The organism is Streptomyces sp. NPDC007205 (genome assembly GCF_040634095.1).
Classification (GTDB): domain Bacteria; phylum Actinomycetota; class Actinomycetes; order Streptomycetales; family Streptomycetaceae; genus Streptomyces.
In genome coordinates this window covers 1-11,920 of the sequence record NZ_JBEYEW010000074.1, presented here as the reverse complement: position 1 = coordinate 11,920, position 11,920 = coordinate 1, and the positions used below count along the sequence as shown (strand labels likewise).

Annotated in this window: 7 protein-coding genes and 3 pseudogenes; 5 read left to right on the top strand and 5 right to left on the bottom strand. The window is 66.4% G+C overall.

Going from position 1 to position 11,920, the window contains the following annotated elements; translation table 11 throughout:
- Positions 1-230 precede the first annotated feature (230 nt).
- Positions 231-1,154 (bottom strand): transposase, encoded by a 924-nt coding sequence (locus ABZ624_RS40325; RefSeq protein WP_360100165.1) that lies wholly within the window; start codon positions 1,152-1,154, stop codon positions 231-233.
- Between the two features lie 194 nt (positions 1,155-1,348).
- Here ABZ624_RS40325 and ABZ624_RS40320 point away from each other — a divergent pair.
- Positions 1,349-2,106 (top strand): annotated as a pseudogene (locus ABZ624_RS40320) (transposase); the annotation flags it as partial.
- Positions 2,107-2,306: 200 nt separating this feature from the next.
- Complete coding sequence (locus ABZ624_RS40315; RefSeq protein ID WP_360100162.1) at positions 2,307-3,197, top strand: hypothetical protein; 891 nt, start codon at positions 2,307-2,309, stop codon at positions 3,195-3,197.
- Positions 3,198-3,379: 182 nt separating this feature from the next.
- On the opposite strand, the gene ABZ624_RS40310 is transcribed toward ABZ624_RS40315, so the two are convergent.
- Positions 3,380-3,775, bottom strand: a complete 396-nt coding sequence (locus tag ABZ624_RS40310; protein ID WP_360100159.1) for a hypothetical protein — start codon at positions 3,773-3,775, stop codon at positions 3,380-3,382.
- A 1,764-nt stretch (positions 3,776-5,539) separates the two neighbouring features.
- On the opposite strand from ABZ624_RS40310, the gene ABZ624_RS40305 reads away from it, so the two are divergent.
- From ABZ624_RS40305 to ABZ624_RS40295, 3 genes and pseudogenes are all read left to right on the top strand, one after another.
- On the top strand, positions 5,540-7,579 hold the full coding sequence (locus ABZ624_RS40305; protein ID WP_360100156.1) for a nitronate monooxygenase: 2,040 nt from the start codon (positions 5,540-5,542) through the stop codon (positions 7,577-7,579).
- A 24-nt stretch (positions 7,580-7,603) separates the two neighbouring features.
- Positions 7,604-8,394 (top strand): annotated as a pseudogene (locus tag ABZ624_RS40300) (IS630 family transposase); the annotation flags it as partial.
- A 108-nt stretch (positions 8,395-8,502) separates the two neighbouring features.
- Positions 8,503-8,838 (top strand): annotated as a pseudogene (locus tag ABZ624_RS40295) (IS5 family transposase); the annotation flags it as partial.
- Here the strand turns inward: ABZ624_RS40295 and ABZ624_RS40290 are convergent.
- The 3 genes from ABZ624_RS40290 to ABZ624_RS40280 all read right to left on the bottom strand — a co-directional run bounded on the left by ABZ624_RS40290 (position 8,820) and on the right by ABZ624_RS40280 (position 11,445).
- Complete coding sequence (locus tag ABZ624_RS40290; RefSeq protein ID WP_360100168.1) at positions 8,820-10,016, bottom strand: tyrosine-type recombinase/integrase; 1,197 nt, start codon at positions 10,014-10,016, stop codon at positions 8,820-8,822. The pseudogene ABZ624_RS40295 and the gene ABZ624_RS40290 overlap by 19 nt on opposite strands.
- A 165-nt stretch (positions 10,017-10,181) precedes the next feature.
- On the bottom strand, positions 10,182-11,042 hold the full coding sequence (locus ABZ624_RS40285) for a hypothetical protein (protein ID WP_360100153.1): 861 nt from the start codon (positions 11,040-11,042) through the stop codon (positions 10,182-10,184).
- 241 nt (positions 11,043-11,283) lie between these two features.
- Positions 11,284-11,445, bottom strand: coding sequence for a hypothetical protein (locus tag ABZ624_RS40280; RefSeq protein ID WP_360100150.1), 162 nt, complete (start codon positions 11,443-11,445; stop codon positions 11,284-11,286).
- Between the last annotated feature and the right edge of the window lie 475 nt (positions 11,446-11,920).

Genomic DNA, 11,920 nt, shown 5'->3' with positions numbered 1-11,920 from the left:
CGGCGGGGATCGGCCAGGTCCAGCGGTCGGCGGCCTCGGGTGTGCGGATCTTTGGGGCGGTCCAGCCGAGGGTCTGTTTGAACAGGCGGAAGGTGCGTTCGATGTCGCATCGTCAAGGTAGGCCTGCCAGAGGCGGCCGGCGTCTGTGGGGGTGGCGTTGGTGTCTGACCACCACAGGCAGGCCGGCTTGGGTGTTGCTCCGCTGGGCAGGTGGTCGATGTCGGGGAGGATCACCGTTGCCTCGATGACCGGGAGGTGCCGTCGGGGAGTGCGCAGGAAGAGCGGTGGGTGAGCCTGGGGTGCGGTCGGTCCCGGGAGGGGGTTCTGGCGGTGCTGTATAGACGTGTGGCGGTGACAGTCTCGGTGTCCGGGGTGACCCAGGTGCCGGGCTGGCCGAAGACGAACTCGCTGCCGTGCCGGGGCGGCCGGGCCTGGGTGTGAGGCTGCCGGGGCGGGACGGCCCGCCGCAAGACGCGGTCCGAGCGCATCCGGGCCAGCACCTGCACCGGCAGGTCCCTCAGCAGGAATACGAGACGGGGTGCGTTGTAGCCGGCGTCCGCGATGATGAGGATCTTTGGGTCGCCTTCCTGCCATTGGGCTGCCCTGATCAGGGTCTCGATCAGTTCGCGCAGTTGCCGGGCGGTGACGGTGGCGGTGTCGTCCCCGGGCTGCAGGCGCAATGCGTCCAGCGGAGCGGTCCAGGAGCTGCGGCCCGGCTCGAGTGCGCAGATGATCGAGTATGGCCAGTCGGGAATCCGGGATGTGCTGGTCTTTGCCCCGGCCGTAGGTGTGACACAGGATCCGTTGCGGTGAGGTGTGTGCATCGGGCCGCAGCCAGCAGGTGATGTCGACGGCCAGGACCAGTCGGCCGTCGACGGCCGTGGCAGCGACACCGAGGCCAGGACCCTCCGCAGTCGGCTGGCATCGATCCGGCCGCGGGCGACGGCTGAGTAGAGCCCGCCATGACCGCAGCGGTGTTCGCCGACCAGTGACAGCTCGGGCAGTGACCTCACCGGCCCGTCGCCGCACAGAACGGCATCAGCCAGCTCGAACAACGCATCCGGACGGGCGGTGAGACAGGAGTAGAACTCGCCCCGGAAGCACGACAGTTGCTCCAGGGCCTCTCGGCGTGTGTCGCGATGCGGCAGACTCATCCCCACGGCCTTCGTTCTGAAGATGTGTGTTCCTTGGTCGGAGCACATGTTCAGGCGAAGGCCGCCTTCATCTACGGCGGATACCGGACCGAGTGATCAAGTTCGACGCACCATTCGACACGGGACGTTAAAGATCAAGCTAGGGGTTGTCCGCAATTGCTGGTCACGGGTGGGATGATCTCGTTGCGGCTGGTGTGATCACGGCATCGGAGCCTTCCTGACAGGCCCGTTCACCGGGCTGATTGCGCGTCAGTTCGGCAGACTGATCACCGCGCTGCGGCGTGAGGGTGCGGGCCCGGTGTGCAAGGGGCGGCTCTGGAGCCTGCCGCTGGAGCACCGGGTGCTGCTGGTCGCCGCGTACTGGCGCACGAACCTCACTCTGCTGCAGCCGGCACCGCTGTCCGGGGTGTCGGAGCCGGCCGCCGACCGCATCATCGATCACCTTGGTCCGTCGCTCGCGCTCCAGCAGCGCAAGCGGTTCCGCAAGGACACCGTGCTGATCGTGGACGGCACCCTGGTCCCTGCCTGCGACCACGCCATCGCCGAGCAGTCGAAGGTTTACCGCTGCTCCACCCGCCATCAGGCCGTCATTGACGCCGGCACCCGGCTTGTCGTCGCCGTCTTCCAGCCGGTTGCCGACAACCACAACGACTGCAGGGCGTGAGAGCTGTCCGGCGCCCAACACGCCGCCGGCAACACCACCGTCAGCGCCGACGGCGGCTACCGGGGCACCGGCCTGGTCATCCCGCACCGGCGGGAGCGCGGCCAGAGCGAGCTCCCGGCCTGGAAAGAGGAACACAACACCTCCCACCGGAAGGTCTGCGCCCGCGTCGACCGCGTCTTCGCCCGCATGAAGGGACGGAAGATCCTTCGCGACTGCCGCCTGAGAGGCGGCGGCGTCCACTACGCCATGCTCGGCATCGCCCGCCTGCACAACCTCGTCCTTGCCGGGAAACACAGAAACCAGCAGGTCACCCAGCACACCAAAGATCATTCACGGGACAACCCTTTAGCCAAGCAAATGTGGCGGAGGGTTCCAGTTTCACCCGCTGAGTCGATCTGGTCATCATATTGAGCGGTGTATGACAGACATTCACGTACGTCCATATTTCCAAGACGGGTAATATGTTCACAATTCGATTAGAGGGTAATATGAAAACTGGCGTCTCGCGTAGACTGACGGCCGTCACGCTCATGGTCGGTGCCGCGGCGGGAGAGGTGCTCGGACTGCTGGGAGTCCCGCAGGGCGCGGCAGCCGAGCCGGGCCCGGGCGTCTCCATCGCCAAGGTCGCCCCCGCCTCCGTACGCAGCATGCCCAAGGCCCAGGCCTTTGACGGAAATAAACTTCTTCCGTCGGTCGAGGAGGTGACGAAGCTTTGCCGCCAAGGAAATCGATGCACATTCACGCCCGAAGGGGAGTCGGAGTACCGAAACGGTGTTATTTCGGTGGGGAACTCGTTCCTGAACTGCTCCGACCATGACGTTTCCATTTCGCGGAACATTACTCTTCATCCGGCAGTCACGGACAACATTGGAGGGCAAATCCTCGGCACCTCAACCACGACGGGAGGGATTGGTAGCACCTCGCAGGTCGGTCTTTCTGGCGACGCCGAAACAGACGAAACCATCAAAGGGACGACGCAGACCTGGGCTCCTAACATCGGTTCCGCGACCCAATCATCTACCAATGAGGGCGACACGTTGGGCAAGCTCAGTGGTACCATTTCCGGGTCGAGTACGGGCAGCCAGACAACTCAGCAATCATTCGGCATGCAGGGCGGACGCAACTACGGCAGGACGTGGCAAACCACTATCGATAGCGGTTTCACGGCCAATGTAATCGCTCCTGCAGGTGACGTACTCACCTTGGGTTTCATGGACGTAGGAAAGCGGGTGCGCGGCACCTTGAATGTCACCGGCACCAGCAAGTATGTCAAGAACGTTGTTGTCGACGAGCCATCGATCATGGAATCAAGTTCCTTCGTGGTGCAAACCTACACTGCTCCAAAGGGTGCCTGTCTAAACACCCGTCCCACCACATAAGCGTGAAATGGCGTAGCCTCTTCGCGACTTTCGTGTGAAATCCCCGATCCTCTGAGGTTCTGAGCGGGCGCAGCGCATGCGGAGTGGTGGGATGAGCACGAGAAGAGGCGAAACTCCTGGTGCATGGGTTGGCGACAAAGATCAACCTGTCCGCCAGGGGGCTTCGCGGATTTGTCTTTTCGTCAAAACTGGATGTGTCCGATCAGCAAGGCCTGCGATGCTTGGTCATGAGACGGCAGCTGCTGATCCTGACCCACCCGCAAATGCGGACACACCGTGAGCCTCTTTCGTGTGGAGATCATGAGGGTGGCGACTGACGTGCGTCTGTTCGGGATGATCCGAGCGTGTGGGAAGGTCTGGCACTGCTTGATCCGGGAGATGGTCCGCTCTTCGGGAGCAGGTAGTGCGGCGTGGACGTTGGTCGAGGTCTTGTGCTTGTGGGGGAGTTGCGCGTTCGGGCGGCGCTTGATTGGGGTGATCGCAGTGCCGCCGGCTCCGACGTGCGCGTTGTCTGCGAGGATCTTGAGATTCAGTTGCGCGCAGGTGTTGGCGATGGCGTGCTCGCGGGCGGCCGTCATATGTGGGTGCCGCCGGGCAGGGGGACGTGGAGGTCCTCAGGCGGGCCACGGCTTTCTACGCGAAGGACACCCGGTGACGGTGCACCCGTTCATCGAGGCGGAAAAGGCAGGGCGGTCACAGCGTCAAACGGGCGTGTGAACTGCTGCAGGTCTCCCGTGCCGCCTTCTGCGCCGGCCGGACCGGTGCCCCAGGCCCCCGCGCCGTCCGTGACGCTGAGCTGACCGAGCAAATCACCCAGGTTCCTACGCGCTCGCGCGGAACCTGCTGAGCCCCGCGGGTGCATGCCGTGCTCCGGCGGGAAGGCAGCGGATGTGGCCGCCGCCGTGCCGCGCGGCTGACGCGGGCCGCCGGACTGGTCCAGCCGGAGGCCGGGACTCGGGGTACAAGAGTGCCGGGGCTCTGTGTCATCGTCTGGGTGTGCCGCAATATGAGGCCGTCGGGGTGGTGAAGTACGGCTGACATCGTCGGGTGACGGCGGCTGTATGTCTCCCCGAAGGTAGCCCACCCGGAATCCCAGCCGGTCCGGGCCCGTGCGCGGTTCGCGGCCCCTCCCTCGGCGCCCTGCTGTGCACGATTATCCGTATCCGCAAGGGCTTCTCGTCTTCCTCACCCGGCGTCAACTGTGGGCAGGGCAGCCATAACGCGACTACCACGTCACCGTTGGGACGCCCGATGAATCCCCCCACCTGCCATGCTGGTGTGATCTCTCTTTAAGATGGCGTGTCGACGGCAGAATTTGTCAAAGCGTTCGACGTGTTTGACACCACCCTGATAGAGCGGGGCTGCGCGTCCCCGAGGGTCAGAGTCTGCGTCTGTCGGCATCCGGCACATTGCGAGACCGACGAGGCGCAGCCATCCGCTGAAGCCCGGCGCGGAGGTGTCCTGCCCCGCTCGAGCAGACGACCAGCACCTCATCACCTCTCACGCACACATTCGCAAGATTGTCTCCGGCAAGTGGCCGCGCCTTCGTCCTGACCGCTCGGCAGGACGCCGTGACGCCTTGCCGATAGCATGGGCGTGGCCCGTGCCGCCGTCGAAGCCCTGTCCCCTTCTCGGCCACCATGACGGCCTGGCCGCCGTTACCAGTCTCCTCGTCGTCGGAGTCGGTGGCTTCGTCTGGCTCACAAGCATGCTTCGGCCGCGCCGCTTCGTGGCGAGGTCTTGGCCGCGGATACCCCCTCCAGCGAGACAGCAAGCCCAGGCTGTCGATCGCCGGCCGGTAGGGAAAACGCGCGCGTCGCCCTCCTGCCCGTAATGACGCATTCATCCGACCTGGCCGACGTGGTCCTCGTGCCGGAAGACACTCAAGGCCCTGGCTGTCTCCCAGCGGCCGACACTCTCCTATCTGGTCGGCCGACGTTCGAACGTGTTGTATTCACCGCCATGTGGGGTGCAGTAGTGCCGGCTGGCGGCCTTGGTCTGCCGCTCAGCCGCAAGCCGGGGGATCAGTCTTCGAAACGCGGCGTTGCCATCTGGTGGCACCGTCCGTACCCGACTGTGAGGCGTTGAGGTCTCAGTACGCCGAGTGGCTGCGCCATGGTTGGTTCGGCTCGCCCGCGCGGTATGTGGCGTGCCGTTCTCGTCCGACAACAACAGACATCCGCGCATCGATTCAGAATTACATCTCCGGGCAGAGGCCGAACCGGCTTATCGGCATCCGATATCTCACACCCAGTAGGCGCCCACCGTCCACTGTGGCATGGTAATAACCATTCCACAGCACAGACTTCACGCAATGCAACCACGTGATTCTCCGGAGAGCCATGACATCTGCTGCCAGCAACACGGAAATGATCATTGGGATAACCCCGTTCGGTGAGCCCGACGCAAGACTTGCCTCGGCGGTCAGCCGCGCCGGCGGGCTCGGTGTACTCGACCTCGGGACCGGAGACCAAAATGCCAGAGAGGCGCTGGCGCACATGCGGCATCTGGCACCCCGTCCGTTCGGAGTACGGGTCGGCGCCCGCTGCCGGCTGAGCCCCGAAGAGATTGTGGCAGGGAAGACAGGGATGGAAGGGGGAGCCGAACCGCACGCGGTGATTCTTGGCATCGGCTCGCCGTGGCAGGTCGGTGACGTCGCCGCGCACTTCAAAGTACTCGTCGAGGTCGCGGACTTGGAGCAAGCCCTCGAAGCGGTCCGTGCCGGAGCCTATGGGCTGGTCGCCCGCGGTAGTGAGAGCGGAGGCAGAGTCGGGGAGCTCAGCAGCTTCGCTCTCTTACAGCACCTCCGCTTGGACATCCCGGTCTGGGTCTGCGGCGGCATCGGCCCTCGTACGGCGGCGGCCAGTATGGTCGGCGGAGCGTGCGGGGTCGTAGTGGACAGCCAGCTGGCGCTGCTGGCCGAGTCGGAGCTGGACGAAGCGGTGGCCGCAGAACTGCGATCCATGGATGGCTCGGATACCGTTCTCATGGCCGGTCACCGGGTGCTGCACCGTCGTGGTCCCAGCGCCCCGCTCGTACCGGCCGACGATCCCGAAACGGTGGCGGCGATGCTGGGGGCCCGGGACCTGAGCACCCAGCTGCTTCCAGTGGGCCAGGACGGCTTCCTCGCTGCCCGCTTCGCCGAGCGTTGGGGTGATGTCGGGCGTACGGTCCGCGCCCTGACCGACGCTGTGCGGGACGCTGTACGCGATGACGTAGCGGCCCAGGCGCTGCGTGACGGCTCCGCGATGAGCCGGGCGTTCGGCATCCGGCTGCCGGTTGCTCAAGGACCGATGACCCAGGTCAGCGATCAGGCAGGGTTTGCTGACGCTGTGGCGGCGGACGGCGCCCTGCCGTTCGTCGCTCTGGCGCTCGCGAATGGCGCGCAGACGCGGGCAATGCTGGTAGAGACCCATGCCACGATGTCCGGTAGGCCCTGGGGGGTCGGCATGCTCGGCTCCGCGCCGGAGGACATACAGAGCGCACAGCTTGATGTCGTACGAGAGCTGAAACCCACGCACGCAATCGTCGCCAGCGGTCGGCCGTCCCAGGCCCAGGCACTGGAGCAGGCTGGAATCCGCACCTTTCTGCACGCGTCCTCGCCAGTGCTGCTGAGGGAGTTCCTGGAGGCCGGGGCCTGCAGATTTGTCTTCAAGGGATCGGAGTGCGGCGGACCCGTCGGGCCGTGGTCCGGCTTCCCGTTGTGGGAAGCCCAACTTGCGGTGCTGGAGGACTTTCTGTCCCACGCGGGGGAGGACTCGGCGCAGCGGCTGGAAGTGTTACTCGCCGGGGGTGTGCACAACGAGCGCTCGGCCGCGATGGTCGCCACGATCGCCGCGCCGCTCACCGCGCGCGGGGTCGCCGTCGGTGTCCTCATGGGAACGGCCTATCTGTTCACCGAGGAAGCGGTGGAAAACGGAGCGATCCAGCCTCTTTTTCAGCGGCAGGTGCGGGCTGCCCGCCGGACCGTGCTGATTCGGACCGCAGCGGGCCACGTCGCCCGCTGCATCCCCAGCCCGTTCAGCCGGGACTACGTGGAACAGGAAGCCGAGCTGAAGGTCGAGACCATGCCCGAATGTCGGATCCGGACGGAACTGGAGCGCCTCCATGTCGAACGGCTGCGGATCGCCAGCAAGGGAGAAGGGAGAGACAGTACCGGCGCGCTGTCACAAGTTGGCGAGGAACGTCAGCTCACGGAGGGTCTGTTCGTGGCCGGGGAGGTGGCAGTGCTTCGCTCGGCGACCACCACGATCAGCGCGCTGCACCATTCGGTGACCGAGGGGGCGGCGGACTTCCTCACCCGGCGGGCGGACCTGCTTCGGGAACGATTACGTGTCGGCGCGGACGAGGAGCCGATAGCGGCTAGTGTCCTGCGCCGGTAACTTTGCTCAGGCGCTGGCGTTGCGGCGCGGATCGTGCTGGCGTGTGCCGGACCTGACGTCCCACCCATCGTCGAGGTGGCCCGTAACAAGCGGATCTCCGCGGACACTGTGCGCAAGTGGCGTCGGCGGTTCCTCGCTGAGCGGCTGGACGGCCTGGCCGACGAGTCCCGGCCGGGCCGGCCGCCCACCATCGGTGTCGACCAAGTCGAAGGGGTCGTGATCGCAACGCTGGAGGAGATCCCGAAGAAAGCCACGCACTGGTCGCGGAAGTCGATGGCCGAGCACAGTGGCCTGTCGAAGTCCACAGTCGGCCGGATCTGGCGGAAGTTCCAGCTCAAGCCGCACCTGACGGACACCTTCAAGCTGTCCACGGACCCGTTCTTTGTGGAGAAGGTCTACGACGTCGCCGGGCTGTACTTCAACCCGCCCGAGGGCGCGGTGATCCTCTCGGTGGACGAGAAGTCCCAGATCCAGGCCCTGGACCGTTCCCAGCCCGTACTGCCGATGATGCCGGGCATGCCCGAGCGGCGCACCCACGACTACGTCCGCAACGGCCTGACCACGCTGTTCGCCGCGCTCGATGTCGCCACCGGCGAGGTCATCAACTCCCTGCACCGCCGGCACCGGGCTGCGGAGTTCAAGAAGTTCCTGATCCGGATCGACAAGGAGGTGCCCGCACATCTACAGATCCACCTGATCTGCGACAACTACGGCACCCACAAGACGCCCGCGATCAGGATGTGGCTGGCCCAACGCCCCGGTTTCACATGCACTTCACCCCGACCGGCTCCTCGTGGATCAACCAGGTCGAGCAGAATCACTCTATATCCAGGCATTATAGATGAAAACGACCTCTAGGCCGCGTCCTACATGGGCTAGGGTCTGTTGCGAAAGTTGATCTTGTTGGTTGGTGATCACGTCCTGTGGGACGTGGGGATCTGACGAACGGGCAGTGGGCCCGGCTTGAGCCGCTGCTGCCGCGGGGCATCAAGCCGGGTCGTCCGCAGGTGTGGACGCGGCGGCAGTTGATAGACGGCATACGGTGGCGGACCCGGACCGGGGCTCCGTGGCGAGATGTGCCGGAGCGTTTCGGGCCGTGGGACCGGGTCTATGACCTGTTCCGACGCTGGCAGCGGGATGGGACGTGGGCCCGGATCCTTACCCAGCTGCAGGCCGAGGCGGATGCGAAGGGCCTGATCACCTGGGACGTGAACGTCGACTCCACGGTCTGCAGGGCCCATCAGCACGCCGCCGGGGCGTCGAAAAGGGGGATCTCCAGAAGGAGCCGCCCGGCGGAGTCTTCGTCGAGCCGGCCGGCCACGGACTCGGGCGGTCTGGGCTGGGCGGCGCCGGGACCGGCGACCCAGACGTGCTGGAGCACGTTCTCCAGATCGGAGCTGGTCAGATGAACGTAGTGCTCCGCCATCCGATCACTGACCTGCCCCAGATACCGGCGGATGTGGGTCAGCGTCGCCCCGTGGCGCAACAGGCTGGTGGCCAGAGTGTGACGGGCGTGGTGGGGGACGTAGTGGCCGAGGTCCATGGCGTCAACCCAGGGCCGGAACCGGCTGTAGAACCACTGGTGGGTCAGCGACACCGTCCCGTCGTGGCTGCGGTAGGTCGTGGGGAACAGGGCCAGTGCGGCGCGTTGGGTGCCGGTTGGCCGGTAGCCGTAGCGGGCGGTGAAGCGGTCAAAGGTCTTGCGCTGACGCTTGGCGAGGATCTCGTAGAGGCGTTCGGTTATGCGGATCGCGGCGTCGTAGTTGCCGACCTTGGTCTGGTCGTGCCAGAACATCGCCAGGCCGCCGTAGCGGCCGATGCAGTCCCAGCGGACCTTGATCACCTCGCCGATGCGGCGGCCGGTGGTGACGGTGGTCTCCCAGATGTCACGGGCCCCGTTGTCATTGAGGTCATAGGTGGCGGCGAGCTCTGCGAGGTTGGCTTCAGCGGCCAGCGCCTGGGCGACTTCGTCGGGGAAGGGACGGCGTGCGGTCCTGCCCGTGGCGGCACCGGCGGTGGGGAACCCTGTGATGAACTCTCTGTCCAGGCCCAGCTTGTCGGCGACGCCGGTGTCCAACGCGTCACGCAGCAGCTTGCGGATCGCGTTGAACACCACCGACCGGGTGGCCGTGGTCACGATGCCTGCGGCCCCGCCAGGCCGTTTGACCGCCAGTGATTCCAGGCCTTCGCGTTCACGGTGCCGCTGATCGGCGACGAACCGCTGGGCGTGCTCACCTCGAAGGACCGCGGGGTCATGACCACCGTCCGGAGCCTCAAGCTCCAGGAACACTCCCAGCTCCAGCGCAGCCCGACGATAGCCATCGAACGGGCCACCCGATCTCGGACAGTGTGGCGACCGCAGTAGATCAGCCAGATAGTCCCAGGTCAGGTCCCGCAACCAGCGCTGCGGGATACTCGTCAGGTCGAAATGGCTCATGCGATGCGGGAACAACACCCCGAAGTGCTCGGTCTCCAGGAAGCCGGCATCCTTGGCCTCCTGCGGGGTGAAGTAGACCAGCCGCAGCTCGTGCAGGATCTCCTTGGCGATCGCCGGTGAACGCGGCGGAACCGCCGGTCCCGAACTCGAAATCGACCAGAGAGTTCACTTCAAGGCCCGGCAAGTGGTCACCAGGGCACGGATCCAGCCCAGACCCCATCGAGACGGCCGGGTCCGCTGGGTGTGGACGAACAGCCCCCACTTGATCTCGGCTCGCACCAGGGGCCGCAGCCCGCGCAGATTGATCTGGCCCGGCCAGTGATGCGCCGGAACGGAAGCGCACCAGCGTCGGAATGCCGCCTGGTCGCCGTACTCGATCGGGACCGTCTTCCCGAACTTCTCGTATCGCTGCCACCAACTGTCCGGCATCGCGGCGTCACCGGGCCTGCCGTCGCGGCGGTAGCGGCTGCCGTGCCACGGGCACAGCCCCAGCGGGGAGTCGGCCAGATCCGGGCAGACGACCGCGCCGCAGGGCCCGTAGCCGGGACACGGCTGTTCGCCGCTCACCCAGGCGGCGAAGGAGTCGCTGTCATCTCCTTCTTTCTTGAGCACAGCCCAACGGCTCAGATGCCGCTGGCAAAGCCGCAGTTCACTGTGTGCCGCGGGCCGTTCAGGGCAGATCCGGCAGAGGGCGGCTTCCGCTCCGAGTTGGACACCGGCGGTGGTGTAGGTGTGGCAGACGGCGTCGGTGATCTGGGTCTGGGTCATGCGGGTGGATACAGGGATGCCGAGGTAGCGGGCGAACTCAGTGATGAGGGTTTTCGCGGTGGCGCCGGGAGGGACCAGGACGTAGGCGACGGGTGCCGTGGCGTGGGCTGATCTGAGTGGTGCGGGGTTTTTGCGGGTGTGGGCGAGGTGGCAGGTGCGGCCGGCATGGAGGAGGGCGGTGGTTTTCCCGGCTGCGGCGGGTCCGGTGACGATGAGGGAGGGGCGGGCGGTGGTCTGCTGGTGGCGGCCGAGGATCATCAGGGTGCGGACCTGGGGGGCGAGTTGGCTGATGGCTGGGGTGCGGATGGTGACGAAGCTGGAGTGGTAAACGAGGCGTTCCTCGCAGCTGCGGGGTGGCCGTCGGGCTGGGGCGGTGTGGGCGGGTCGGTGGTAGCGAAGCGGTGCCAGCCCTGCCAGGTGGTCAGGGGCCAGGACGGCTCGGCCGCATCACCGTTGCCGGCGCCGACTGGTGTGCTGCGCGCACTCTGTGGGTTCGGGTTCACCATCTGTCGGCTTCCTCGTGTGCGTCGTAGAGCCCGAATCCGGCGGCCGCGGCGGGGCGGGTGTCGTCGTCGGGGAGGTCGTCGATGCTGTCGTCCTCGCCGTGCTGCGCCGACTCGCCGGTGGTGGGGCCCCAACCATTCCCGCCCCAGTCGCTCACCGAGCCTGCGGCAGAACAACCCGTCCGCGGGCAGCGCCCGCGGCCGCCCGGCACCACTGTCCACCCACACCAGCTCGGCCATGCCCGGGTCCAGCAGCGCCTCGGCCACCGCCACCACCTCCGGAAAGACGACCGCATCCCGCCCCACGATCCGCCACCACTCCAGATCACCACCGGCATCCCCGCCCGCAACCTGATGCAGGCGCCGCGGCCAGATCGCCTCCCGCTCCCAGCCGTAAGCCTGCTCCCACCACCGGGCCACCACCGCCCGCGCCAACGCGAACACCCGCTCCGCCTCCGCACCAGCCCGCACCGCCCGCCGCGCCACCCAAGCCCACCGCCGCGCCACCCAAGCCCACCGCCGCTGCGCCTGCACCACCTGCGATGTGCCGGGTTGGTGTCGGTGGGTGGGTGTCAGTGACGGCACGTCAGAGCTGGGTGTTTTCGCTGGTGGGGTGTTGAGGAAGGGCGGGGT

Excerpts from the sequence above, each read along its gene's own strand:
- ABZ624_RS40315 (WP_360100162.1), top strand. The coding sequence starts at position 2,307 with ATGAAAACTGGCGTCTCGCGTAGACTGACGGCCGTCACGCTCATGGTC.
- ABZ624_RS40290 (WP_360100168.1), bottom strand. The coding sequence starts at position 10,016 with ATGAGCCATTTCGACCTGACGAGTATCCCGCAGCGCTGGTTGCGGGAC.
- ABZ624_RS40285 (WP_360100153.1), bottom strand. The coding sequence starts at position 11,042 with ATGATCCTCGGCCGCCACCAGCAGACCACCGCCCGCCCCTCCCTCATC.
- ABZ624_RS40310 (WP_360100159.1), bottom strand. The coding sequence starts at position 3,775 with ATGACGGCCGCCCGCGAGCACGCCATCGCCAACACCTGCGCGCAACTG.
- ABZ624_RS40305 (WP_360100156.1), top strand. The coding sequence starts at position 5,540 with ATGACATCTGCTGCCAGCAACACGGAAATGATCATTGGGATAACCCCG.
- ABZ624_RS40325 (WP_360100165.1), bottom strand. The coding sequence starts at position 1,154 with ATGAGTCTGCCGCATCGCGACACACGCCGAGAGGCCCTGGAGCAACTG.